Origin of the sequence: Mesorhizobium sp. AA23 (assembly GCF_001672435.1) — a bacterium.
Taxonomy (GTDB): domain Bacteria; phylum Pseudomonadota; class Alphaproteobacteria; order Rhizobiales; family Rhizobiaceae; genus Mesorhizobium.
Genome location: NZ_LYTP01000012.1, coordinates 535834 through 561095, shown reverse-complemented (window position 1 = coordinate 561095; position 25262 = coordinate 535834). Strand labels below are relative to the sequence as shown.

The following is a 25262-nucleotide window of genomic DNA, read 5'->3' as shown; positions in this document are numbered from 1 at the left end:
GTCACTTTTCCTTCTTCTTGTACATGGCGAGCATGCGCTGGGTGACGAGGAAGCCGCCGAAGATGTTGACCGACACCAGCACCAGGGCGATGAAGCCGAAGCCCGCGGCAAGGCCGGAGGCCGCGATGCCGACGGCGAGCAGCGCGCCGACGACGATGACCGAGGAGATGGCGTTGGTGACGGCCATCAGCGGCGTGTGCAGCGCCGGCGTCACCGACCAGACGACATAATAGCCGACGAAGATCGCCAGCACGAAGATGGCGAAGCGGAAGACAAAGGGATCGATGGCGCCGCCCGAGAGCGCGTGCGCCGCGTTGCCGGCAGCCTCGGCGCCGGCGGGCGCATTGGCGAGATCCTGCACCGCGAGGCGTACGGCAGCCGTCGCCTGATCGAGCTGGTCGAGGGCTTTCTGCAGCTGTTCCATCACGCGGTCCCTTCTGGCTTAGGCGAGGGTGACTTGGCTGCGGCCCTCCTCCTGGGCGCCGGTTTCTTGTCGGCGGCATCCACGACCAGGACCGTGGCCGGGATCGCAGCCGGCTCGGTGCGCGGCTGCCCGGCGGCCTTGGCGAAACTGGGGTGCACGACTTGGCCGGCATCGGTCAGCATCGTCGCCTTGACCAACTCGTCATCGCGCTTGATGGCAAGGGTCTTCGTCGCCTTGTCGACCATCGTCTCGAGGAAGGCGTAGAGGTTCTTGGCGTAGAGCAGCGAAGCGGATGCAGCGACACGCCCGGGCACATTGAGATGGCCGACGATCTTGACGCCGTTTTCCGTCGTCACGACCGTGCCGGGCACCGCGCCTTCGACATTGCCGCCGCGTTCGACGGCGAGGTCGACGATCACCGAGCCCGGCTTCATCGAGGCGACCATGGCGGCCGACACCAGCTTCGGCGCCGGACGTCCAGGGATCAGCGCCGTGGTGATGACGATATCCTGCTTGGCGATGTGCTCTGCGGTCAGGGCCGCCTGCTTGGCCTGATATTCCTTCGACATTTCCTTGGCGTAGCCGCCGGCGGTCTCCGCCGCCTTGAACTCCTCGTCCTCGACCGCCAGGAACTTTGCGCCGAGCGACTGCACCTGCTCCTTCACCGCCGGACGCACGTCGGTGGCGGTGACGACGGCGCCGAGACGGCGCGCGGTGGCGATCGCCTGCAGACCGGAGACGCCGACGCCCATGATGAAGGTTTTTGCCGCCGGCACCGTGCCCGCCGCCGTCATCATCATCGGCAGCGCGCGGTCATATTCGGCCGCCGCATCGACCACCGCCTGGTAGCCGGCAAGATTGGCCTGCGAGGAAAGCACGTCCATCACCTGCGCGCGGGTGATGCGCGGCATGAACTCCATCGAGAAGGCGGTGATGCCGGCCTTGGCCATCGCGGCCAGCGCCGCATCGTTGCCGTAAGGATCCATGATGGCGATGACGGCCGCGCCCGATTTGTAGCCCTTGAGCTCGGCATCGGTCGGCCGGCGCACCTTCAGCACCACATCGGCGTTCTTGGCGTCCCCGGCAGTTCCAATCGTGCCGCCGGCGGCGGCAAATTCCTGATCGGTAATGCGCGAGCCGAGGCCGGCGCCCTTCTCGACGACCACCTCGAAGCCCAGGCCCGCCAGCCGTTTCACCGTCTCGGGCGAGGCCGCGACTCGCGGCTCGTTCGCGTCAAGCTCACGAGGGATGAATACCGTCTGCCCCACCGCATGATCCTTTCGGCTGGAACCTTGCTGCGCAAGGCGTCGGCCGGGACCTCCGGCGGAACGTCGAACGCAATGGCTTGGAGAGTCTACCGCAGAATGAAATAGCCGACGGCCATGATCACGATGAACAGGATGGTCGCCGAGAAGAAGCCGCCCGCGAAGAAGCCGAAGGCCATGGCCAGCAGAATGGCGGCGCAGACGAGCGAGCCGTATTTGGCGAGCGTGAGAAATGCGTTGTAGGTGCGATCATGCTCGGCATAGTCCATCTGCGCGCCCAGTTCGACAGGACCGGTCGGCGTGTGATCAGCCATAGGAATACCCCTTCGAAAATGCCTTCGAGGCACATAGCGAAAAGCCCGACCAAGAGCAATGGCGCTATTGCCGCACGGCCGGCGACAACAGCCTCAAACGAAAGTTGAAATGGGCGGAAGCTAAAATTGCGATGGGAGGCCCTCGCCGTGGCGAGGGGCGTCGTAGGCCTTTAAAGCGCGTCGCGCTGAATCGGATTCAGGCGAGAGGCTTCAAAGCTCTTTTTGATGGGTGCCGTTGCCCAGAACCGCCGCACGGTTCCGGGCGAGATGCATTAGGCGGCGAGGTGCGGAAACAGGCCGAGCAGGCCGACCACGATCAGATAGAGCGCGACGATGTAATTGAGCAGGCGCGGCATCACCAGGATCAATATGCCGGCGATCAGCGAGATCAGGGGCGTGAGCGCAAGCGAGTGGATGGTCATAATCGTACTCCTTCCCGTGAAACCCGATTTGAGCCGGCGACAAGCCTGGGGCAAGAATGCGGCGCCGTCGATGATTAGTGACGCCGGTACTCGTAACGCGGGAGCCGCGGGGAAGGTTCACGAGGCGCGGAAGGACGCCCGTTCAGGCGGCATCGCGATAGTATTTGGCCGTCGGTACGATCGACAGAGGGGTGAGCCGGTTGATGGCCGGATTGGCGAACATCATCCGCTGCTCCACCGGCGTCGACTTGAAGAACGGGAAGCGGTCGAGCGTCTGGCGCAAGTTTTCACCGCAGGGGATCTCGAACAAGGCGATCGGCGCAAGGACACCCGGAAACACCTTGCCTTCTGTCCGCTGCACGGCATGGAAGATGCGGGCGTAGTAAGCGGAATGTTCGACCTTGACCGGCGTCAGCACGGCCGTCTGGCCAAAATAGCTGGAAGCCACCATGCCGAGCCTCAGCGTCAGGAAAGGCAGGACTCCGGGCGCGGGCGCGCTATCCGCGTCGGTTGCGAACCGGGTTCCGTCTATGAAGGTTTCTCCGCGGGCAAGCCGCTCTGCCAAGATTTCCGGATAGGCGTCGACAGAGGGCGAATAGGGGTGCTCGCGGGAAATGTAATGGAGCCGCAGCGTGCTGACCAAGTGGCCATCGAAATAGACGCCGAACCGGTAGGAATTCGGCAGGTTGTCCCAGCGATCCTCGAACATCCCGCTGGCGATCGGGCCGCACATGCCTGAGCGCAGGTAGGACTGATAGCGAAGGCGGTAGATCGCCTCCAGATCCTCGCCCCCCGTGATCAAACGATAATCGACATGCTCCAGCAATTGCATGATCGAACGATTCAGCGCCGAGCCAGCATTTGCGCCGGCGTCAGCCTGCGCATCGTTTCTTGCAGTATCCATCCTCAAGTCCTCGTATCCGCCTGTAAACAGGCTATTCGAGTCAAAATGAGACACAAGCCGAAAATTCGATACTGCTGGTTTACCTTCCGTTAACCTTAACAATGCGCCGGAAAGGGTTGCGCGGAAAAGTCGACCGCACACTCGGACCTTGGCACGCATCCGATGTCAAGGAGTTCACAGATGCCAGAGCTGAAAGGACTTGGCTGCCGCAGCTACCGGTAATATAGGGCATCAAGCCAAAATACTTTGCCGTATTGAATTGCTTAGATAAAACAAATGTGAGCTTTTGATCCTGAACAATCGGGTCAAAACCTTCCGATTGGACGAAAATTGCTGCGTAGCCAACGCAACGCGCATTCTTAATCCTGAATGATGAAATTCCCTATCTGGCCGACCGTCTGGGGGCGAGGCGCAGGTCCGCGGCGAATGGCCAGGTGACGTTCGACATCGTCTCGATGCCGGACGCGCTGAGCGCGGCGCCGAACAGGAAGCCTTGCACGAGGTCTGGCTTGACCGAACGCACCAATATCTTCAGCTGCTCGAAAGTCTCCACCCCTTCGATCGTGACGACCAGGCCCAGCGTCCGGGTCAAGCCGACGATACCCTTCAGAAGATCGAGCGACTGGGGGCTCTGGGTCACGTCGATCAGGAAGGAGCGATCAATCTTGATCTTGTCGAGCGGCAGCTTGTGCAGGTAGCTGAGGCTGGAATAGCCGGTGCCGAAGTCGTCGAGCGCGATGCGGACGCCCAGCGCTTTCAGCTCTTCGATCAGCTCGCGGGTCAGTGATTTGTCGTCGAGCAGGGCAGTCTCCGTCACCTCGATCTCGAGCCGGTGCGGCGCAAGGCCCGACGCCGCCAGCGCATCACGCACCTTCTGCACGACGTCGCGGTTGCGGAAGTCCTTGGCCGACAGGTTGATCGAAACGCTGGTCTGGGCCGGCCATTTGGCGCATTCGGCGCAGGCCGCCTGCAGCACGAAAGAGCTGATCTCGGAGATGATGCCCATCTCCTCGGCCAGCGGAATGAAGACGCCCGGCGAAATCGGGCCGAGATCGGGATGATCCCAGCGGCAGAGCGCCTCGCAGCTGGCGATGCGCATGGTGCTCATCGACACGATCGGCTGGTAGACGACGCGCAACTCCTTGGCTTGCACGGCGCTGCGCAGATCGGCCTTCATCAGCTGGCGATTGCGGAAGGCGGCGTCCATCGATGCCTCGAACAGCCGCCAGCTGTTCTTGCCGAGCTCCTTGGCTTTGTAGAGCGCGAGGTCCGCCTTGACGATCATGCCGTCGACGTCGGTGTCCTTGACCACGGACAACACCGCGCCGCCACTGGTCTGGATGCGCAGGCCGTGACCGGCGACGTCGACTTCGCCCTGCAGGCCGGCGAAGATCTCGTCGAGCAGGCTGCTGAGATGGCTCTCATCCTCGATGCGGTCGAAATAGATCATGAATTCGTCGCCGCCGAAGCGGCTGACATTGATGCCCGGCCCGGCGACCGCTGCCAGGCGCTCGGCTACGGCGTAGATCAGACCGTCGCCGACCGGGTGGCCGAGCGTGTCGTTGACGCTCTTGAAATCATCGAGGTCGAGCACCGCCAAGCCGCAGAGCCGGTCGCGGTCGCCGGACGCCATGGCTTCGCCGACCAGCTCGTGGAAGTAGGCACGGTTCGGCAGGCCGGTGAGGTTGTCGTAGCGCGCCATGAAGCGGATCTTTTCCTCCGCCTCGACCCGGGCCGTGACGTCCTCGAAGGTGATGACGCCGAGTTCCTGGCTGCCTTCGCGCGCGGAGAACTCGTAGTGCTGGCCATTGGCGAGCGACACGAGCACCTTGCGGTCCCGGCCCTCGCGCAAGGCGCGCGTCAGCTGCGCCTCGATGTAGCGGCAATCCTTCGGTGCCAGCATGCCGCCGGCGACGCCGCGCATCAGAAGGCCGTGGATCGAGCGCCCGAGCAGCGCGTCGGCCGATTTCAGCGACATCAGATGGGCGGCCTCGGCATTGGCGACGGCGACGCGCCCGTCGGGGCCGAGCATGACCAGGCCGTGCGACATCGTGTTGAGCGCGCGGTCGAACCTGCGCGTCAGGTTTCTCGCCTGCTTGTGGCCGATGACCGCCGAGAACAGCACGTTGCGGACATGATCGGCGCCGGTGATGGTGATGAACGTCATCGGGATGATCATCAGGCCGAGGACGACGGAGGGCGCGTCCATGCGCAGCAGGAGCGCGAGAGCCGCCGGACCGATGAAGGTCACGGAAAAGATCCGCACCATGCGCGGCGACCCATAGTTGCGGGCGACAACGGTGACCAGGGTCGCCAGCGTGAGCGACATTGCCGCGAGCTCGGCGAACGGTTCGGGATATATGTAGATCGACACGAAACACAGCGCGCCCAATCCGAGACCCTGAAGGCAGCCCTTCAGGATGTAGCTGCGCTCCAACCGCTGCGCGTGTTCGACATCGGCAATTGCGCCGCCTGTCCTCAGGAAGCCGCGAATGCCGAAGTAACGGATAAGGCTGACGGAAAGCAGGGCAAAAGAAAACGCCAGGAACAGGGGATTGTGGGTGCGCAGATAGATCATGAATCCGAGGATCCAGTAGCACGCGCCACCGATCAACAACATGTGCGCGTTGTCGAACAACGACCGCACAAATTGGATATAAACATCCGCTGGGATGCTTTCGGTCTTTGTTTTGCCCATAGGGTCGGCCCAACGCTAAGCCTCGTCATGACACAACCGCCTTAAGAAAGGCTTAGAACAGAACCGCCTTGAGCAGCGGCTTCGGTCTGCCGGCCAAGGGCCGCAAAGGACCTAACGCATGTCACCCACAAGTGCGCAGCGGTTTTGGGAGAACGACCTGCATCGAACAAAGGCCTAAAGCGCCTCTCCTGGATCCATTTCCACGCGAGGCACTTTAGGCCGACCGACGAAAACTTCGGGATTGGTCTGGCGCAATCACTCGGCAGCGCTGAGAACGGGCACCGGAGCGGCCTCGGTCAGCCGCTGCAGCAGCCTGGAGCGCTCTTCGGACGCCTTGGCGGCGCTGGCCTGCCGGACATGGCCATAGCCGCGGATGAGCGCCGGAACGGAGGCCAGAGCGGCGGCGGCCTCGACCTTGCCCGGCGCAAGTGCTGCGGCGATCAGATCGAGATCGGCCTCGTATTGCGCAAGCAGTTGCCGCTCGGCGCGCCGTTCGGCGGTATGGCCGAACAGGTCGAACGCGGTGCCGCGCAGGCCTCTCATGACAACAAGCAGGCGAAATGCCTTCATCATCCACGGGCCGAAACTCGATTTCCTCGGCTTGCCGTCATTGCCGCGCCGCCCGAGGATCGGCGGCGCGAGGTGAAATTCCAGCTTTTCGTAGCTTTGGAACTGCCTTGCGAGATCGGCGGCGAAGCTGCCGTCGGTGTAAAGCCGGGCCACCTCATACTCGTCCTTGATCGCCATCAGCTTGAACAGGTTTTTCGCGGCCGCCTCGGTGACGACCGTCGAGCCGGGAACCGCTGTCGCCTCGGCTGCGCGCAGCGCCGCGACCCTGTTGGCATAGCGCTTGCCATAGGCGGCGTTCTGGTAGGCGGTGAGGAAAGCCACCCGCCGGGCGACAATGTCGTCGAGCGTTTCGGCGGGTGCCGATGCCGGCTTGCCGGTATGATCGACCAGGCCGCGCACGAAATCCGGCTGGTGCGCGGCACGACGGCCCCAGCGAAAGGCGGCGATGTTCATCACCACCGCTTCGCCGTTCAATTCTATCGCTTTTTCAACGGCTTCGGCCGAGAGCGGCAGCCCGCCATGCTGGAAGGCGAAGCCGAGCATGAACATGTTGGCGCCGAGCGAATTGCCGAACAGCGCGGTCGCCGTGCGGGTGGCATCGAAGAAGTGGGCCTTGTCGTCGCCGGCGGCGGCACGGATCGCCTTCTTCAGCCGCTCGACCGGCAGCGAAAAATCGGCGGAACGGGTGAATTCGCCGGGCATGATCTCGGCGGTGTTGGCGAGGAACATGGTATGGCCCTCGCGCACCGCGGCGAGCACCTTTTTGGCGCCGGAGACGACGAGGTCGCAGCCAAGCACAAGATCGGCCTTGCCAGCGGAAACGCGGATGGCGTGGATGCCCTCGGGCGTCGGGGCGATGCGGACATGGGTGAAGACCGAGCCGCCCTTCTGGGCAAGGCCCGCCATGTCGATCATGCCGCAGCCCTTGCCCTCGATATGGGCAGCCATGCCCAGCACCGCGCCGATGGTGACGACGCCGGTGCCGCCGACACCGTCGATGATCGCCGCCCAGCCCTGAGATCCGAGTGGAAATTCGGCGGGTGACGACACGCCTTCGAGCGGATCGCTCTTGCCGGCAATCCCCTCGGCCTTCCTGATCTTGCCGCCATGCACCGTCACGAAAGAGGGGCAGAAGCCGTTGAGGCAGGAAAAATCCTTGTTGCAGCTCGACTGGTCGATCCGGCGCTTGCGGCCGAATTCGGTCTCGACCGGTTGGATCGAGACGCAGTTCGACTGCACACCGCAATCGCCGCAGCCTTCGCAGACCAGTTCGTTGATGAAGACGCGCTTGTCGGGATCGGGGAAGGTGCCGCGCTTGCGGCGCCGGCGCTTTTCCGCGGCGCAGGTCTGGTCATAGAGAAGCACCGACACGCCCTTGACCTCGCGCAGCTCGCGCTGGACGAGGTCGAGCTCGTCGCGGTGATGGATCGTGGCGCCGGGCGGGAAATCGGCCTTGCCGGCATATTTAGCCGGCTCGTCGGTGACGACGGCGATGCGCTCGACGCCCTCGGCGCGCACCTGTTTGGCGATCATATCGACGGTGAGGCCACCTTCGTGCGGCTGGCCGCCGGTCATGGCGACTGCGTCATTGTAGAGGATCTTGTAGGTGATGTTGGCGCCTGAGGAGAGCGCAAAGCGGATCGCCAGCGCGCCGGAGTGGTTGTAGGTGCCGTCGCCGAGATTCTGGAAGATATGGCCGCGCTTGGAGAACGGCGCCTGGCCGACCCATTGCGCGCCCTCGCCGCCCATGGCGGTGAAGCCGACCGTGTTCCGGTCCATCCACAGCGCCATGAAGTGGCAGCCGATGCCGGCGGCGGCAAGCGAGCCCTCCGGCACCTTGGTCGAGGAATTGTGCGGGCAGCCCGAGCAGAAGAACGGCGTGCGCGAACCGATGTCCGCGGTATCGGCGAGCATCGCCTGGAACTGGCGCAGCTTCGCCACCCGCGCCGCGATCTCCTCCGAGGGGCCGATGGTGCGCAGGATACGCTCGCCGAGCGCGATCGCGATCTCGTTCGGGTCGAGCGCGCCCTTGGCCGGAAACAGCCAGTCCCCGCGCTCGTCCTTCTTGCCGACGATGGCAGGCTGAATAGCGGAGCCGTAGAGGTTCTCGCGCAACTGCACCTCGATCAGCGAGCGCTTTTCCTCGACGACGACGATGGTATCGAGGCCGCGGGCGAAATCGGCGATATGCTGATAATCGAGCGGCCAGGGGCAGCCGACCTTGAACAGGCGGATGCCGATGCGATTGGCCGCCTTTTCGTCGATGCCGATATCCTCCAGCGCCTGGCGGACGTCGAGATAGCTCTTGCCTATGGTGATGATGCCGAGCTTCGGGTGGCGGCCGCCCGAATAGACGATCTGATTGAGCCCGTTGGCCTGGATGAAGGCGGAGGCGGCGGCGCGCTTGTGCTCATGCAGGCGCTCCTCCTGGCCGAGCATGTCGATCTCGTGGCGGATGTTCAGACCGCCCGGCGGCATGTCGAAGTCGGGAATGACGATGTTCAGCCGCGCGATCGAGGCGTCGACCGAAGCGGTCGATTCGATGTTGTCCTTGACGCATTTGATCGCCGCCCAGGTGCCGGCGAAACGCGACATGGCGAAGCCAAAGAGACCGTAGTCTATGATCTCCTGGACGCCGGCGGGGTTGAGGATCGGCACCATGGTGTCGACGAACAGGAATTCGGTCGCGTGCGCGTTGGTCGAGGATTCGGCCATATGGTCGTCGCCCATCAGGGCGAGAACGCCGCCATTTTTCGACGATCCGGCGAGATTGGCGTGGCGGAAAACGTCACCGGAGCGGTCGACGCCCGGCCCCTTGCCGTACCAGACGGCAAAGACGCCGTCATGGGTGCCTTCGCCGAGTAGCTCGGTCTGCTGCGAGCCCCAGCAGGCGGTGGCGGCGAGCTCTTCGTTGAGACCCGGCTGAAAGACGATGTCGGCTTGCGCAAGCTGCCGCTTCGCCTTCCACAGCTGCATGTCGAGGCCGCCGAGCGGCGAGCCGCGATAGCCGGAGACGAAGCCTGCGGTGTTGAGGCCGGCGCGGCGGTCGCGCTCGCGCTGCATCAAAAGCATGCGCACGACGGCTTGCGCCCCGGACAGGAAAACGCGCTCCTTGCCAAGGTCGAACTTGTCGTCGAGCGCGACGTCATGCAGCGTCATCAGGCATGTCCTCTGCGGAGGCGCGCCGCGGATCGGCGGCCAACGTCGGAGTGAGAGGCCGCAGTCTTTCTTCCCTTGCGGGACAGGTCAAACGAAATCGCAGCGGCCAGAGCGCACGCAACAAACGGTCCCGCTGGAAGCGGCCGCCGCATTCAATCGCACGCTAAACGCTTTGCAGCGCACGAAAATTTCAACCAGTCCAGCGGGCCTCACGCCGCTTTCGAGCAATCCGGCTTGGGCGCATCCGGCAGCTTGCCGTCGGGGTGCCCGGCAAGGTCCGGGTTGAGCTCGTATTTCGGCCCGATTACCAGCGGCCGGTCCGGCAGCATGGTCTGGTCCGCCGAGGAGGTCATCGTCGTCTCGAGGCTTTGAAGCAACGTGCCGCTCGAATCCTCGATGCGGATCGTGACGGAATAGGGCTTGTCCTTGACCACGCAGGTGAGCGGCGGGCTGGTCAAGGTGATATGCGGGAGCTTCGGCCAGATCTTCTGGTTGACGATGAGCGGGTCGCCGCCGGCCGGATTCTGGAAATTCACCACCGCAATCTGTCCCTCGCCCATCGGCCGCAGCGGTCTCAGCGTGATGACATAGGTGGCGATGCCAAGCCGGTAGTTGAACTCGAACAGCTTGCCGGAAATGGCGAAGAGCTGCTCCTTGCCGGTGTCGCGGCAGGCGCCGAGCGCCGTCGCGGCGATCAGGGCCGCGCCGAGAGCGATCGAACGGAATTTTCTAAGCATTGGTGGCCTCCCTGGCCGCCGTGCGGCGGCGATAATAGCGGTTCGCTTTCTGGCGGTTGCCGCAGACGGCCATGTCGCACCAGAGGCGGCTTGAGTTGCGGCTGCGGTCGACGAAGAGCCAGCTGCAGTTCGGACAGATCCTGAGCCTGGCAACGGTGTCGTCGCGCAGCAGCGAAAGCGCCGAGACGGCCAAAGCCGCCTCGAACGCTATCGGCGTCGCCGGATCGCCAAAGGGCCTGCCCGGTGCGCCGATCTCGATGCTGCTGCCGGAGAGGCCGTTGGCGCAGGCGGTCAGGAAATCCGGCAGATGGCCGGCGGCGATCGCGCCTTTCGCTATGGCATGGCGGAACAGGCGGTCCGTCGCCTCGCGTATCGACAGCACGACCGCGGCGATGCCGCCCGGTTCAGGCGCCTCCAGCCGCCGGCCGCCAAGCTCGGCGGCGCGAAAGCCGCTCGCCGCCTCGGCGAAGCGGGCGATCTCGGCCGGATCAGCGAAACGGTCGAAGGTCTTTTCCGGATCGTTGCGCAGGACGACCGTGTTCGCCGTGTCGAGCGCGAGGATGCCGCCGGTGAAGCGGTGCGGGGTCCAGGATACCGTCATGCCGGAAATCTAACCGATAAAACGTATTTGACAAGTTAGATTTCGGATGCAACGCTCCAAACAGGGGCCAGTTCGCGCGGCCCTAGGGATGCTCCATGCTCTATTTCTATCAGCAGGTGCTGAACGGGCTGCATTCGGGCGCGCTCTATGCGCTGCTCGCCTTCGGCTACGTGCTGACCAACGGCATCCTGCACCGCACCAACCTTGCCTATGGCGCGCTGTTTGCCTTTTGCGGCCACACCATGATCCTGACCGCCGCCTTCGGCTATCAGGCGCTGTGGCTGACGCTGTTTGCCTCGGTCGCGCTAGGTATCGTTGCTGCCCTGCTCTATTCGGTGCTGATCAGCCAGGTGCTGTCGCGCAGCGTGTTCGAGAGGCTGGCGGACCGGTCGCCTAATGCGATCGTGGTGACGACGCTCGGCATCTTGCTGTTCCTGTCGGAAGCAAGCCGCATCGCCGCCGACACCCATGATCTCTGGCTGCCGCCGATGCTCGCCCAGCCCGTCCTCTTCGCGCAGGGTGCCGGCTTCAAGGTGACGCTGACCGTTATCCAACTCTTGGATTGCGCGGCGGTGATGGCGATGGTGGCGGTGGCCGCGTGGCTGTTTTCGCATTCGCGCTTCGGACGCGCCTGGCGGGCCGTGTCCGACGACCCGAAGGCGGCCGCGATGTGCGGCATCGACGTCACCGCGGTGTTCCGCCGCGCGGTGCTCTATGGCGGCTTCTGCGCGGCTTTTGCCGGCATGCTCGCCGGCATCTACTACGGCAACATCAGCTTCGGCACGGGCCTCGTCTACGGCCTCAAGATCCTGTTCGTGACGGCGGTCGGCGGCTACATGTCGCCGCTCAAGGCTGCTCTCGGTGCCGCGGCCTTCGGCATGGCCGAATCGCTGTGGGCCGGTTATTTCCCGCTCGAATGGCGCGACGGCTGGATATACCTCTTCCTCGTCGCCATGCTGGTGCTGATCGGCGCCGGCCGCGACCAGGCCAAGGTCGCCTGAAATCCATCAGACTTTGGTTGCATGACGCGCCGTGAGGTGACCGGTTTTTACCGTTGCTCGCCGCGTGGATCGCCGGCACGTGCTTTGCCATGTTGACCATCCGGGCCACGCACTGCATACCGTTGGGCCAAGCGGCGCGACACCGGAGGGGGACTCGGGCGCGGCGCCAGCACTTTGAGTTAGGCATCGTGCTTTCCGAAATCGAACGCGATTCTCGGGGCCGGTGCGCGAGGGAGGAAATGCATGGCAGGGCTGCTCGCTCTATCCACGACGATCGACCGCATCAACGAGTTCATCGGCCGCTGGGTCTCGTGGCTGATCCTGCTTGCGATCCTGGTGAGCGCCGGCAACGCAGTCATCCGCAAGGTGTTCGACATCTCCTCCAACGCCTGGCTCGAACTGCAGTGGTATCTGTTCGGCGCCGCCTTCATGCTGGCTGCCGCCTATACGCTGAAACAGAACGACCATATCCGCATCGACATCGTCTACGGCATGTTCCCCCGCCGCGTGCAGCACTGGATCGACCTCCTCGGCCATCTCCTCTTCCTGATGCCGTTCGTGGTGCTGATGGTGATCTACTTCGTGCCTTACGTGTCGCTGTCCTTCCGCAGCGGCGAGATGTCGACCAATGCCGGCGGGCTGATCGTCTGGCCGGCCAAGGCCATCCTGCTCGTCGGCTTCTTGCTGCTGGCCATCCAGGGTGTCTCGGAGATCATCAAGAAGATCGCCATCATGCGCGGCGACATGGAGGATCCCACTCCCTATGTCTCGGCCCACGACCAGGCCAAGCTCGAGGCCGAAGCGCTTGCCGAAGAAGCCAAGGCGCTGTCCGACGAGGTGCGCTCATGATCGAGTTCATCGCGCAGAACATGGCGCCGATCATGTTCGCCTCGCTGATCATCTTCCTTTTGATCGGCTACCCCGTCGCCTTCTCGCTCGCTGCGAACGGCCTGTTGTTCTTCTTCATCGGCGTGCTCTTGTCGCCCTATTCCGGCGGCTCGATCAACCTCGCCTGGCCTCTGCTGCATGCGCTGCCGGATAATTTCTACGGCACAAGGGTGATGTCGAACGACACGCTGCTGGCCATTCCATTCTTCACTTTCATGGGAATCGTGCTGGAGCGATCCGGCATGGCCGAGGACCTGCTCGACACGGTCGGGCAGCTGTTCGGCCCGATCCGCGGCGGGCTTGCCTATGCGGTGATCTTCGTCGGCGCACTGCTTGCCGCAACGACCGGCGTGGTAGCGGCCTCCGTCATCGCCATGGGGCTGATCTCGCTGCCGATCATGCTGCGCTATGGCTACGACCGGCGCCTCGCCTCGGGCGTTATCGCGGCTTCCGGCACACTGGCCCAGATCATCCCCCCCTCGCTGGTGCTGATCGTGCTGGCCGACCAGCTTGGACGCTCGGTGGGCGACATGTATGCGGGCGCACTGATCCCCGGCCTCGTTTTGACCGGCATCTACATGCTCTACATCCTGATCATGTCGATCGTCCGGCCGAACTCGATGCCGGCATTGCCGCTCGAGGCCCGCACGCTCGGCCACGGCGTGATCTCGCTGATGGTGGCGCTGCTGGTGACCGGCGCGATTTCCTATGCGGCCTATCGTTATCTCGCGCCGACGCATGGCGACAATGCGGACATCCTCGGCGCCACCGTCGGCGTGATCGTCATCTACATCGTGGCGATCGCCGACCAGCGCCTCCACATCAACATGATGTCCAAGCTGGCACAGCAGGTGGTGATCGTGCTGATCCCGCCGCTGGCGCTGATCTTCCTGGTGCTGGGCACCATCTTCCTCGGCATCGCCACCCCGACCGAGGGCGGCGCCATGGGCGCCGTCGGCGCGCTGATCATGGCGGGCTTCAAGGGGCGGCTGACGATGGATGTCATCAAGCAGGCGCTGGCCTCGACGACGCGGCTCTCCGCCTTCGTGCTGTTCATCCTGATCGGCGCGCGCGTCTTCTCGCTCACCTTCTACGGCGTCAACGGCCATATCTGGGTCGAGCATCTCTTGACCTCGCTGCCGGGCGGCGAGACCGGCTTCCTGATCGGCGTCAACGTGCTGGTTTTCGTGCTCGCCTTCTTCCTCGACTTCTTCGAGCTCGCCTTCATCATCGTGCCGTTGCTGGCGCCCGCCGCCGACAAGCTCGGCATCGACCTGATCTGGTTCGGCGTGCTGCTTGGCGTGAACATGCAGACCAGCTTCATGCATCCGCCGTTCGGCTTCGCGCTGTTCTACCTGCGTTCGGTCGCGGCGCGCGTGCCCTATCTCGACCGCATCACCGGCAAGCAGATCGCGCCGGTCACCACCGGCCAGATCTACTGGGGCGCGGTGCCGTTCGTCTGTATCCAGGTGATCATGATCGGGCTTACCATCGCCTTCCCGCAAATGGTAATGCGCTACAAGGGCACCGCGGTCGAGCCGAGCACGATCGACCTCAAGCTGCCGGACATGCCGGGACTTGCGCCGCTCGGCACGCCGCCGGGCGACAATGGCGCGGCGCCCGCCAGTGGCGGCTCGGCGCCCGCCGCGCCTGGCACCCCGGACTTGTCACAGCCGCCGAATTTCGGCGATACGGCCCCCGCCAAGCCGGCGACGCCGGCACCCGATCTTTCCAAGCCGCCGAGTTTCAACTGAGGTGACCAAGTCATGAGAGCCGTACGGCTGGAAGCAATCGGCGGCATCGCCCTTCGTGCGGTCGACAAACCTGCGCCGGGGCCGGAGGATGTTCTGGTGCGGATCGAAGCCTGCGGCGTCTGCGGCACGGACCGCCACCTGTTCCATGGCGAATTCCCGTGCACGCCGCCGGTCACGCTTGGCCACGAATTCTGCGGCATCGTCGAGGCGGTCGGCGACGCGGTGTCCGGCATCGCCGTCGGCGATCGGGTCACGGGCGACCCCAACATCGCCTGCGGGCGCTGCAGCCAGTGCCGGGCCGGCCGCGTCAATTTGTGCAGCAATCTCAGGGCCATCGGCATCCACCGGGACGGCGGTTTCGCCGATTATGTCGTGATGCCGCAAGGCCAGGCCTTCCTCCTGCCCGGCAACCTCCAGCCGACGCATGGCGCCTTCTGCGAGCCGCTGGCCTGCTGCCTGCACGGCATCGACCTCGCCGGAATCAGGCCCGGCGACTCGGTGGTGGTGCTCGGCGGCGGCGTCATCGGCCTGCTCACCGTGCAATTGGCGAAGCTTGCCGGTGCCGCGACCATCATCCTATCGACCAGGCAGGCCTCGCGCCGCGCGCTGGCCGAAGAACTCGGCGCGACCGCTACGGTCGATCCAAGCGCCGTCGATCCCATCGAGGCCATCGCCGGAAAAGCCGGGCTTGTGCCGGGCGGCGTCGACGTGGTGCTGGAATGCGCCGGGGTTCGCGACACGGTCGAGCAGTCGATGCGAATTGCCAAGGCCGGAGGCACGGTGGTGATCGTCGGCGTGATGCCGCAGGGGCAGAAGGTGGCTTTCGAGCCTTTCGACGTGCTGTTCCGGGAGTTGAAGGTCCTCGGGTCCTTCATCAATCCCTTCACGCATCGACGCGCCGCGGACCTCATCGCGTCCGGCGCGATCGAGATCGACAAGCTGATTTCCAGGCAGGTGCCACTCGAAGAGGCGCCGCAGGTGATCTCGAACCCAGCCGCCCCCGGCGAGGTCAAGGTGCTGGTCGTGCCGGGCCGGACCTGAAGTCCTGCAACGTTGGCGATTGGCGAAACCGGCGGTGACAGCGCCCTCTCCCCGTCACCATAGGGGAGAGGGCTAATCCCCGGCTACAGCTTGCCGTTACGCTGCTGCACCATCATGAAGGTATCGTAGTTGTATTCGGCGACCTGGGCCCAGAGATAGTGCTCCTTGCGGAAGCCTTTGATGGATTCCCAGATCTTCTTGAACGGCGCGTTGTTGGCCTCCATTTCGGCATAGACTTCGTTGGCCTTTTCGAAGCAGGCAGCCATGATTTCCTGGCTGAAGGGGGCCAGCTTGGCGCCGCTGGCGACCAGCCGCTTCACCGCCGCCGGATTGAGGTAGTCGTATTTCTGCAGCATGTTGGCGTCGGCGGCTTGCGCGGCCGTGTGCACCAGCGACTTGTAGGCGGGCGACAATTCCTCGTATTTGGCCTTGTTGAACATCAGATGCACGGTCGGGCCGCCTTCCCACCAGCCGGGATAGTAGTAGTAGGGCGCGACCTTGTAGAAGCCGAGCTTCTCGTCGTCATAAGGGCCGACCCATTCGGCGGCGTCGATCGTGCCCTTTTCCAGCGCCGGGTAGATGTCGCCGCCGGCGATCTGCTGCGGCACGACGCCGAGCTTCTGCACCACTTTGCCGGCAAAGCCGCCGATGCGCATCTTGAGGCCGGAAAGATCGGCGACCGTGTTGATCTGCTTGCGGAACCAGCCGCCCATCTGCACGCCGGTGTTGCCGCCCGGCAGGCCGAATAGGCCTTGCGTTGCAAGGAATTCGTTGAAGAGGTCAATGCCGCCGCCATGATAGTGCCAAGCGTTCATGCCGCGCGCGTTAAGCGAGAACGGCACTGCGGCACCCAGCGCCCAGGTTGGGTCCTTGCCCCAATAGTAATATGCCACCGTGTGGCATGCCTCGACGGTGCCTGCGGCGGTGGCGTCGGCCGCCTGCAGGCCGGGAACGAGCTCGCCCGAGGCGAAGACCTGAACCTGGAAATTGCCGTCGGTCGCTTCCGACAGCATTTTTGAGAACACTTCCGCACCGCCATAGATCGTGTCGAGCGATTTCGGGAAGGACGATGCCAGCCGCCAGGTCACTTTCGGATTGGACTGGGCTATCGCCGGCGTGGCAAGCGCGGCGGCCGCTGCCGCGACACCAACACCGGATGCACCGGCCTTACGGATGAACGAACGACGATCCATGCATTTTCCTCCCGTTTAGAACCAACAGACCGATATTCGGACATCCGCGGTGCCCTGATCGGCTGCGCGAAACAATACACGGGCAAGATGTCGAGTCCAGCACCGCGGGCAACGTGCAACTATAGTCTAACGCCGACCGTCCTGGCCCATTCGGAGAACCGAAACTTGCCATGGCAAAGTGCCGACTGATCGCCTATTTTGTAGGCAGAATAATTCGTTAGCCCTCGATGGAACCCGTATCCAAAATGCAGCAGCCGCTCGTTGCCGTCTCAACCGATGTCCGCCAGTTCGACAACTACACATGGCATGCCGCGCCCCAGCAATATATCGAGGCGGCGATCGCCGGCGCCGGCGTGTTCCCGCTCCTGGTGCCGTCCTTCGGCGACCGGCTCGATTTCGACGAGCTGCTGTCCTCGGTCGACGGCGTCATGGTGACGGGTTCGAAATCCAATGTGCATCCCTCGCTCTATGGCGGCGATCCCAGCGAGGCCAACGGCCCCTACGACCCGGCGCGCGACTCCACCACGCTGCCGCTGATCCGCAAGGCGATCGAGCGCGGCGTGCCGCTGCTCGCCATCTGCCGCGGCATCCAGGAGCTCAACGTGGCGCTGGGCGGGACGCTCGGCACCGAGATCCAGGAGCGCGAAGGCTCGCTCGATCACCGCGCGCCGGTGAGCGACAATCAGGACGAGCGCTTCGGCATCCACCAGACGATTTCGATCAAGCCTGGAACCTGCCTCGCCGGCGTGTTCGGCGCCGGCGACATCAAGGTCAACTCGCTGCATCGCCAAGCGATCGACCGGCTCGGATCGAAACTGCAGGTCGAGGCTTTGGCGACCGACGGCACGATCGAGGCCGTCTCGGTCAAGGAGGCCCGCGCCTTCGCCGTCGGCGTCCAGTGGCACCCCGAATATTGGGTGAAGTCGGACAGCAACTCGGCAAAGATCTTCCGCGCCTTCGGCGATGCCGTGCGCCTGCATGCGGCGGCGAAGGCCGGTGCACGCGCGGCGGCGGAATAGCCGAACTCAGTCGCTGGTCGTCGCGTTCAGCGCCAAAAGCGGGGCGGCCGGTGCATAGGATTCGTAGCCGTCGCCATCAGCAACACCGAAGGTGACGATCGGATCGATGCCTTTCTCGCTGAACGCGACCGAGCCGTCGGCCTGCTCGCGCCAGAATTTCACACGCTCGATGCCGGGCATCAGCTTGCTGCAGTTCGGAGCAATTGTCAGCAGCGACAGGCCGTCCGAAACCTCGGCGCCGCGCTTGATTGCGCAGGCCGCTTCGTCGCCATTGGCTGTCAGCCGATAGCTGTTGGAGAGGCCGGCTTGCTCGACCGCGCTTTGGCCGTTGCCGTCGTGCAGGGACTGAACGCCCCCGTATAAGGCGACTGACGCAATCAACCCGGCTAACAGCTTCACTCCGCCTCTCCACATCCTGGCTTGCCGTGCCATGCCGGTCTCCAAACCACGCGCCGATTTGGACAACATGCATAACGAAGTATGCAGAATGATGGTTAAGCAGGCGTTAATAAATGTGGCCGGCCTTCCGCTCAGGCGCGTGGCTTGACGTTGATCGTCTCCGGCACCGGGGTCAGCGGCCGGTGCTCGCCGAACCAGGAGATGAGATTGTCGACGCACAGATCCGCCATGGCCCGGCGGGTGTGGTCGGACGCAGATCCGACATGCGGCAGAAGGGAGGTGTTGGGCGCATCGAGCAGCGCTTTGGGCACATTCGGTTCGTCGGCAAAGACATCGAGCCCGGCAGCAGCGATGGTGCCATTGGAGAGTGCGCCAGCCAGAGCCGCCTCATCAACCGTGCTGCCGCGGCCGATATTGACGAAGACGCCGTCGGGACCAAGCGCCGCCAGGACCGCCGCGTTGATGGCTTTCTCCGTCGCGGCCCCGCCCGGCGCGATACAAATCAGCGTGTCGACCGCTTCGGCCAGACCCTTAAGCGTCGCATGGTACTCGTAGGACAGGCCATCGACCTGGCGGCGGTTGTGATAGGCGATCGGCAGGCCGAAAGCCTCGAGGCGACGGGCGACGGCGAGGCCGATGCGGCCCATGCCGAAGATGCCGACGCGGCGGCCGCGCAAGGTGAGCCGGCTCAGGCGATAGTCACCCTTCTTCACCCAGTCGCCGTCGCGCAGCCATTTCTCCGCAGCGTACATTTCGCGCACCGTGTTGATCAACAGCCCGATGGTGGTGTCGGCAACCTCCTCGGTCAGCACGTCGGGCGTGTTGGTGACCATGACGCCGCGGGTCGCGGCATGACGAGCGTCGACGGAGTCATAGCCGACGCCGAAATTGGCGATGATCTCGAGATTCGGCAGCGCGTCGATCATGGCCGCGCTGATGCCGCCGAAGGAGGCGATGCCGCGCACGCTCTCGCGCATCTCGCCGGTGACGAGCGACGGATCGGCGCGCTCGATCCGCACGCGCTTGAACGCCTGGTCGATCCGGCCGATGGCATGGTCGTTGAAACGGCCCGGCACCAGGACGGCGACCGGCGACTTCGCTTCTGTCTGTGTCATTGACGCTCCACCGGCTTGCCGGTGGACTGGCGTACGTGCAGCTCCGGCTTGATCAATTCCTGCGACGGCCGCACGGCCTGCCCGTTCAGCTTGTCGAGCAGCGCGCTGGCGGCGCGGCGGCCGACCTCGCGCTGGCCATTCCAGACCGTGGTCAAGGCCGGCGTTGCTATCGCAGCCTCCTCCAGGTCGTCGTAACCAGTGACGGAGATATCGACGCCCGGCACCAGACCGGCGCGCGCGATGCCGTTCATCAGTCCGATCGCAACCAGATCATTCCAGCAGCAGGCGGCGGTCGGCTTGTCCTTCAGCGCCAAGAACTGTCCTGCAGCCTCGAAACCGGCCTGCTTGGTGCGCGGTCCAGGAATGCGCCAGGACGGCTTCACCTCCAGCCCGGCCGCTTCCATGGCGTTGACGTAGCCCTGGTAGCGGTCGCGGCCGGTCGAGGTCTGGTCCGTGCCGCCGATCATGGCGATGCGTTTGTGGCCGAGCGAGATGAGATGGTTGGTCGCGAGTGCCGTGCCATAGGCATCGTCGCCGCGGAAGACCGGCACGTCGGCGCCGGTGACGGTGCGCGCGATCAGCACCGCCGGGAGGCCGTTTTCCTCGGCCATGATGATGTCCTCGGCCGGCGTGCCTATGGCCGGCGACATGATGACGCCGTCGGCGCCGAGCTGCAGCAGCGTGTCGATGAAGGTGCGCTGCTTTTCCAGCTGGTCATAATGGTTGGACAGGATGAAGGTCTGGCGGCTGCGGTCGAGCTCGCTTTCTATCGAGCGCAGAATCTCGGCGAAGAACGGGTTCATGATGTCGTGCACGACGACGCCGACAATGCCGGAGCGCGAGGTGCGGAGCGACGCGGCCCGTCGGTTGTAGATATAGCCGATGGCGCGCGCGTGCTCCTTGATACGCTCGCGCGTCGAGCCCGCGACCAGCGGGCTGTCGCGCAGCGCCAGCGACACCGTTGCCGTGGATACGCCAAGCGCATCCGCGATCGTCGAAAGCTTGATCTTCTGTGCCAGCCTTGGTCCCCGAGGCCTTTAAACTGTTTAAATGGGCTTATGCCATCGATTGAGGGCAAATCAAAGTTTTTTTGCCAAGCCCTCGGCTTCCGTGTCCAAGGAACCGGAATTGCGCAGGCGAAGCCTGTGCTCGCGGTGGATGATGTAGAGGCCGCTGGCGACGATGATGGCCGCCCCGAGCAGGGTCCAGCGGTCGGGAAACTGGTGGAAGATCAGCCAGCCGGAGATGATCATCCAAATCATCTGCGAATAAGGGTAAGGCGCGAGCGCCGTCGTCGTCGCCAGGCGATAGGCCTGGACCAGGAGCCAATGGCCGCCGGCGCCGAAGACGCCGAGCATCAAAAGGATCACCCAGTGCCAGCCGTCCTGCGGCAGGACAATGAGAAGGGCAGCATGGGCAGGAGCAGCACCGTCGGCGCCAGCGCCGAGAACAGGATCAGGCTCTCGGATGTCTCCGTCGACGACATGCGCCGGGTCATGATGACGTAAAAAGAGTTCGACAGCATCGAGCCCAGCGCGAAGAGATGGCCCATGCCGAACACGCCGACGCCGGGCCGGGTGATGATGAGGACGCCGACGAAGCCGGTGAGGATCGCCAGCCAGCGCCGCCAGCCGCCCACTCGCCGAGCAGCGGGCCGGCCAACGCGGTGATCACCATCGGGCCGAAGAAATAGATCGAGGTGGTCTCGGCGAGCTGCAGCGTCCTGAGCGCCAGGATGTTGAACATGGTCGAGCCGAAAAGCAGACATCCGCGCAGAATGTGCGCCGGCAGGTTATTGGCGCGGAAGCGCGACGGCTCGCGCCAGCCGCGAAGGAAAACCCCGACAAGCAGGACATGCACGATGAAGCGGGCCCAGGCGACGATCAGCGCCGAGACGCCGGCGAGCACCAGATATTTGCTTGAGGTGTCGAGAAAGGTGAAGCAGACATAGACGCAGATCATCAACAGCATCGCCGCGGGCGGCGTCGCGCTGTCGTCGTGATTTTTGGGAACGCTCAAAATCGGGCCGGAGGAGAGGTAGACGCCACCCTTTTGCGGCAATCGCCGCCGGCCGGCAAGCCAAAAGCGACTGGCCCAACAAGACGTGTCGACAGGCTTAGAGCGCAGTGCCTTGGCGATCAGCAGAACGTTCCTGGTTCGTCATCCCGGGCGGAGCAAGGAGCGACGCGACGCGCGCAGACCCCAGGCTGACGAAGCAGGGAGGTTGCGGCCAATCTCGAACGTGCGCGACGTCGTCCGGACGAATGGTCAATCAGCCACCAAGAGCATCCTCCCCGAGGGTCAAGCATGCATGCGGGCGCCCTTGGTAATCTTGTCGACCAGCTTCTTTTCGGCGCGCAGCGCGATGCCGACGATCTTGGCGTCGTCCGGCGCGAATTCGGCGAAAACGGCGCGGTTGGCCAGGTCATGGCCGGTGGAGAACATCTCCTCGACATAGGCCGATGTCGTCACGCCGCGCTCCAGGGCCCGGCGGTGGATCGCAGCAAGCGTCGGCTCGTCCGCCGACAGCACGATAACGGGCTGGATCGAGAGCGGATTGAAGAGATTGCCGGCGCGGTCGCGATAGGGCTCGCCGATGATTTGAGGAGCTTGCGCGACGATGCCGCTGGTCAGGAAAGCGGTAACGTTGAGCTTCTGCCAGACGGCGAGGTCTTCCTTGAGCACGATTGCAAATTTCGTGTCGAACACCAAAATGTTTCTCCGAGATGTGGATCAGGGACCATGGCGCACGATCTAGGCAATGAGGCGCTGGGAGGTCTTGAACGTTCGTGCGCTGAGGACGACCGGATCGTTTCGGCGCCCGGTGCCACGGGCCTCGAGCGCATCGAGGCGCGTTTCCACGGCAATGCCTTCGAATTGCACCGCCACGACACCTACGCCATCGGCGTGACGCTGGACGGCGTGCAGCGCTTCCACTATCGCGGCGCGCTTCGGCACAGCGTGCCCGGCCAGGTGATCGTGCTGCATCCCGACGAACTGCATGACGGCGGCGCCGGCACCGAGGACGGCTTACGCTACAGGATTCTCTATCTCGAGCCGTCGCTGCTACTTGACTGCCTCCACGGTTCGCCGCTCCCTTTCGTTAAGGATGCTGTGGTGAGCGACCCTCAGTTGCGCGGCACGCTGCTGTCGGCGCTAACACCGCTCACCGAGGAACTCGACGACCTGTTCGTGGCGGATTTCATCGCGCAGCTGGCGCAGCAATTGAAACGCCATGCCGGACAGCCGGCAAAATCAGCGGGAAAAATCGCGTGGCGGGCTGCCGCGCTGGCCCGCGACTATCTCGAAGAAAACGCTGAACGGCCGGTGCGCTCCGACGAGCTGGAGGCGGTTACCGGCCTCGACCGCTACGCGCTGTCGCGCCATTTCCGCGCGACCTATTCGACAAGCCCGCATCGCTTCCTGTTGATGCGCCGGCTGCAGCGGGCGCGACGCATGATCGAAGCGGGAGAGCAGCTTGCCCAAACAGCTGTTGCGGCCGGCTTCAGCGACCAAAGCCATTTCAACCGGCATTTCAAGAGGGCGTTCGGGCTGACGCCGGGACGCTGGGCGACGCTGGTGCGCGACGCGTAGCGTCGTCGCCCTTTCCGCCACGCCGATGCTTGGTGGTGCCTGAGGCGACGATGCTGTGCATCGCGCTTGGGTCGCTCGAGACGACGCTGCGCGTCGCTCGTGGGTCACCAACGCCGGCGGCTAAGCGACGATGCTGCGCATCGCGCTCACGCGTCGCTCGAGACGACGCTGCGCGCCGCTCGTGGGTCACCAACGCCCAGCGGCTAAGCGACGATGCTGCGCATCGCGCTCACGCGTCCTCGAGACGACGCTGCGCGTCGCTCGTTAATCATCCAGCTCGGCGTCGTCGTCGATGAGGATCAGGTCCTCGTTCGACAGGTTGGCCTCGATGCGGGCGAGCAGCTTGAACAGCGCCTTCTGGTCTTTCTTGTCGAGACCCCTTAGCGCCTGCTTCTCGGTCTTCTTGACCGATTTCTCGATGGCGCGGATGGTTTCGCGGCCGGAGCCGGTGAGGAAAATATGGGCCTGGCGGGCATCGGCGTTGGAGGCGCGCTTTTCGAGAAAACCCTGCGCCTGCAGCCTGTTGATGGTTTTTGTGATCGTCGGCGGACGTACGCCGAGCTTGTCGGCGAGATTGCCGGGTGTCTGGCCGTCTTCGCGGTCGAGCGCCAGCATGATCTGGTCCTGGCCAGCGTAGAAGCCATGTGCCAGAAGGCGCGCAGCAAGCGCCGTGCGCGCCAGCCGCGCTGCCGAATGCAGCCGGCTCATAGTCGCCGTTCTGTCCGCCTTGGCCATGGTCATTCCCTCTTCGGCCGAACCGGCGCGGGCAGCATAGAGGCTGTCCGGCGGCTGGCAAATGACGATTTAACGAGTCCGGCCTGCAAACACTTTGCCGGCAAGCATTGCGTTGCCCGCGCAGGTGATGCCAGATGTTTATTTCAGTTAGATGACAAACGACTTTTGGCCCGCCGGCATTCACAGCGGAACATCCCGGAGGGGCTCTGATGCCGTGCGGCTGCCCTGTTACTTTAACCCACTGCGGCTGCCCCGATCGGGACCGGCTGGCCCATCGGTTTGGCGCGTGCAAAAGCGCGGCTCACATCCTATATGAGGGCCGACAAATCCTTCGAGCACAGATTTTCGAGGCAGGCCATGAGCGATGCACAGACGCAGATTCCCGTAACCGTTCTCACCGGCTATCTCGGCGCGGGCAAGACAACGCTGCTCAACCGCATCCTGTCGGAGAACCACGGCAAGCGTTACGCGGTCATCGTCAACGAGTTCGGCGAGATCGGCATCGACAACGATCTGATCGTCGAATCCGACGAGGAAATCTATGAGATGAACAATGGCTGCGTGTGCTGCACGGTGCGCGGCGACCTGATCCGCGTCGTCGAGGGCCTGATGCGGCGGCCCGGCCGTTTCGATGCCATCGTGGTCGAGACCACTGGCCTGGCCGACCCGGTGCCGGTGGCGCAGACCTTCTTCATGGACGACGATGTGCGCTCCAAAACCAAGCTCGACGCGGTGGTGGCGCTGGTTGACGCCAAGCACCTGCCGCTGCGCCTGAAGGACTCGAAGGAGGCCGAGGACCAGATCGCCTTCGCCGATGTGGTGGTGCTGAACAAGACCGATCTCGTCACTCCCGAAGAGCTCGAAAAGGTCGAGGCGACGATCCGCGCCATCAACCCGGCGGCCAGGATCCATCGCACCCAGCGCGCCGGTGTGGCGCTCGGCGAAGTGCTCGACCGCGGCGCCTTCGACCTGTCACGCGCGCTGGAGAACGATCCGCATTTCCTCGAGGCGCACGACCACGATCACGACCATGAATGCGGTCCGGATTGCGATCACGACCACCACCATCATCACGACGGGCACGATCACCATCATCACGACCATCCTTCCGCCATCCACGATGTCACGGTGAAGTCGGTCTCGCTGCGCGGCGGCGAGATGGATCCGAAGAAGTTCTTCCCCTGGATCGAGAAGGTGACCCAGATGGAAGGGCCGAACATCCTCAGGGTTAAGGGCATCATCGCGCTGAAGGGCGACGAGGACCGCTATGTCCTGCAAGGCGTGCACATGATCCTCGAAGGCGACCACCAGCGCGCCTGGAAGGACGGCGAGAAGCATGAAAGCCGGCTGGTCTTCATCGGCCGCGATCTCGACGCCGAGCGCCTCAGGAAGAGTTTTGAAGCTTGCCAGGCGGCTTGATTTCCGGACT

At 64.1% G+C, this 25262-nt stretch carries 22 protein-coding genes and 1 pseudogene; 7 read left to right on the top strand and 16 right to left on the bottom strand.

Features of this window, described 5'->3' with window-relative positions; genetic code table 11:
• Nucleotide 1: 1 nt before the first annotated feature.
• The 9 genes from A9K66_RS13345 to A9K66_RS13305 form a co-directional block, all read right to left on the bottom strand.
• Complete coding sequence (locus A9K66_RS13345; protein ID WP_067003367.1) at nucleotides 2-424, bottom strand: proton-translocating transhydrogenase family protein; 423 nt, start codon at nucleotides 422-424, stop codon at nucleotides 2-4.
• Entirely contained in the window at nucleotides 424-1692 is a 1269-nt protein-coding gene (locus A9K66_RS13340) for a Re/Si-specific NAD(P)(+) transhydrogenase subunit alpha (RefSeq protein WP_067324168.1), read from the bottom strand. The genes A9K66_RS13345 and A9K66_RS13340 overlap by 1 nt, the downstream gene beginning before the upstream one ends.
• Before the next feature lie 86 nt (nucleotides 1693-1778).
• Nucleotides 1779-2003 (bottom strand): aa3-type cytochrome c oxidase subunit IV, encoded by a 225-nt coding sequence (locus A9K66_RS13335; RefSeq protein ID WP_067003362.1) that lies wholly within the window; start codon nucleotides 2001-2003, stop codon nucleotides 1779-1781.
• Between the two features lie 272 nt (nucleotides 2004-2275).
• A complete protein-coding gene (locus A9K66_RS13330; RefSeq protein ID WP_067003359.1) occupies nucleotides 2276-2425 on the bottom strand; it encodes a DUF3096 domain-containing protein in 150 nt (49 codons plus the stop codon).
• Between the two features lie 142 nt (nucleotides 2426-2567).
• Nucleotides 2568-3488 carry a hypothetical protein gene (locus A9K66_RS13325; RefSeq protein ID WP_245307499.1) on the bottom strand — a complete coding sequence of 307 codons (921 nt, stop codon included), beginning with the start codon at nucleotides 3486-3488 and terminating at the stop codon, nucleotides 2568-2570.
• Nucleotides 3489-3711: 223 nt separating this feature from the next.
• Nucleotides 3712-6027 (bottom strand): EAL domain-containing protein, encoded by a 2316-nt coding sequence (locus A9K66_RS13320; RefSeq protein ID WP_067003356.1) that lies wholly within the window; start codon nucleotides 6025-6027, stop codon nucleotides 3712-3714.
• A 255-nt stretch (nucleotides 6028-6282) separates the two neighbouring features.
• A complete protein-coding gene (locus tag A9K66_RS13315; RefSeq protein WP_280944367.1) occupies nucleotides 6283-9789 on the bottom strand; it encodes an indolepyruvate ferredoxin oxidoreductase family protein in 3507 nt (1168 codons plus the stop codon).
• Nucleotides 9790-9965: 176 nt separating this feature from the next.
• The gene (locus A9K66_RS13310; protein ID WP_067324162.1) at nucleotides 9966-10493 is read right to left on the bottom strand and encodes a hypothetical protein; all 528 of its coding nucleotides are present in this window, start codon (nucleotides 10491-10493) and stop codon (nucleotides 9966-9968) included.
• On the bottom strand, nucleotides 10486-11094 hold the full coding sequence (locus A9K66_RS13305; protein WP_067324160.1) for a CGNR zinc finger domain-containing protein: 609 nt from the start codon (nucleotides 11092-11094) through the stop codon (nucleotides 10486-10488). The genes A9K66_RS13310 and A9K66_RS13305 overlap by 8 nt, the downstream gene beginning before the upstream one ends.
• Nucleotides 11095-11189: 95 nt before the next feature.
• Between A9K66_RS13305 and A9K66_RS13300 the strand changes: the two genes are divergently transcribed.
• The 4 genes from A9K66_RS13300 (at nucleotide 11190) to A9K66_RS13285 (ending at nucleotide 15778) form a co-directional block, all read left to right on the top strand.
• Nucleotides 11190-12095: a branched-chain amino acid ABC transporter permease gene (locus tag A9K66_RS13300; RefSeq protein ID WP_067324158.1), complete on the top strand. Its 906-nt coding sequence runs from the start codon at nucleotides 11190-11192 to the stop codon at nucleotides 12093-12095.
• Between the two features lie 243 nt (nucleotides 12096-12338).
• Nucleotides 12339-12944 carry a TRAP transporter small permease subunit gene (locus tag A9K66_RS13295; RefSeq protein ID WP_067324156.1) on the top strand — a complete coding sequence of 202 codons (606 nt, stop codon included), beginning with the start codon at nucleotides 12339-12341 and terminating at the stop codon, nucleotides 12942-12944.
• A complete protein-coding gene (locus A9K66_RS13290) occupies nucleotides 12941-14737 on the top strand; it encodes a TRAP transporter large permease subunit (protein WP_067324154.1) in 1797 nt (598 codons plus the stop codon). The genes A9K66_RS13295 and A9K66_RS13290 overlap by 4 nt, the downstream gene beginning before the upstream one ends.
• Nucleotides 14738-14749: 12 nt before the next feature.
• On the top strand, nucleotides 14750-15778 hold the full coding sequence (locus A9K66_RS13285; protein ID WP_067324152.1) for a zinc-dependent alcohol dehydrogenase family protein: 1029 nt from the start codon (nucleotides 14750-14752) through the stop codon (nucleotides 15776-15778).
• An 83-nt stretch (nucleotides 15779-15861) separates the two neighbouring features.
• On the opposite strand, the gene A9K66_RS13280 is transcribed toward A9K66_RS13285, so the two are convergent.
• Nucleotides 15862-16971 (bottom strand): TRAP transporter substrate-binding protein, encoded by a 1110-nt coding sequence (locus A9K66_RS13280; RefSeq protein ID WP_067003340.1) that lies wholly within the window; start codon nucleotides 16969-16971, stop codon nucleotides 15862-15864.
• Nucleotides 16972-17216: 245 nt separating this feature from the next.
• On the opposite strand from A9K66_RS13280, the gene A9K66_RS13275 reads away from it, so the two are divergent.
• Nucleotides 17217-17990 (top strand): gamma-glutamyl-gamma-aminobutyrate hydrolase family protein, encoded by a 774-nt coding sequence (locus tag A9K66_RS13275; protein ID WP_067324150.1) that lies wholly within the window; start codon nucleotides 17217-17219, stop codon nucleotides 17988-17990.
• A gap of 6 nt (nucleotides 17991-17996) precedes the next feature.
• Here A9K66_RS13275 and A9K66_RS13270 read toward each other — a convergent pair whose 3' ends face one another.
• The 5 genes and pseudogenes from A9K66_RS13270 to A9K66_RS13250 form a co-directional block, all read right to left on the bottom strand.
• On the bottom strand, nucleotides 17997-18389 hold the full coding sequence (locus A9K66_RS13270) for a hypothetical protein (RefSeq protein ID WP_067324148.1): 393 nt from the start codon (nucleotides 18387-18389) through the stop codon (nucleotides 17997-17999).
• 131 nt (nucleotides 18390-18520) lie between these two features.
• Entirely contained in the window at nucleotides 18521-19504 is a 984-nt protein-coding gene (locus A9K66_RS13265; RefSeq protein ID WP_067324146.1) for a 2-hydroxyacid dehydrogenase, read from the bottom strand.
• On the bottom strand, nucleotides 19501-20523 hold the full coding sequence (locus A9K66_RS13260; protein ID WP_067324144.1) for a LacI family DNA-binding transcriptional regulator: 1023 nt from the start codon (nucleotides 20521-20523) through the stop codon (nucleotides 19501-19503). The genes A9K66_RS13265 and A9K66_RS13260 overlap by 4 nt, the downstream gene beginning before the upstream one ends.
• Nucleotides 20524-20583: 60 nt before the next feature.
• Nucleotides 20584-21466 (bottom strand): annotated as a pseudogene (locus A9K66_RS13255) (DMT family transporter).
• A gap of 339 nt (nucleotides 21467-21805) precedes the next feature.
• Nucleotides 21806-22213, bottom strand: a complete 408-nt coding sequence (locus A9K66_RS13250; protein WP_067324142.1) for a DUF2000 family protein — start codon at nucleotides 22211-22213, stop codon at nucleotides 21806-21808.
• 33 nt (nucleotides 22214-22246) lie between these two features.
• On the opposite strand from A9K66_RS13250, the gene A9K66_RS13245 reads away from it, so the two are divergent.
• Nucleotides 22247-23098 carry an AraC family transcriptional regulator gene (locus A9K66_RS13245; protein WP_067324140.1) on the top strand — a complete coding sequence of 284 codons (852 nt, stop codon included), beginning with the start codon at nucleotides 22247-22249 and terminating at the stop codon, nucleotides 23096-23098.
• Between the two features lie 264 nt (nucleotides 23099-23362).
• On the opposite strand, the gene A9K66_RS13240 is transcribed toward A9K66_RS13245, so the two are convergent.
• Nucleotides 23363-23833 (bottom strand): MarR family transcriptional regulator, encoded by a 471-nt coding sequence (locus A9K66_RS13240; RefSeq protein WP_067003705.1) that lies wholly within the window; start codon nucleotides 23831-23833, stop codon nucleotides 23363-23365.
• 357 nt (nucleotides 23834-24190) lie between these two features.
• Here A9K66_RS13240 and A9K66_RS13235 point away from each other — a divergent pair, with 357 nt between their 5' ends.
• Complete coding sequence (locus A9K66_RS13235; RefSeq protein ID WP_067324704.1) at nucleotides 24191-25252, top strand: GTP-binding protein; 1062 nt, start codon at nucleotides 24191-24193, stop codon at nucleotides 25250-25252.
• Nucleotides 25253-25262 lie beyond the last annotated feature (10 nt).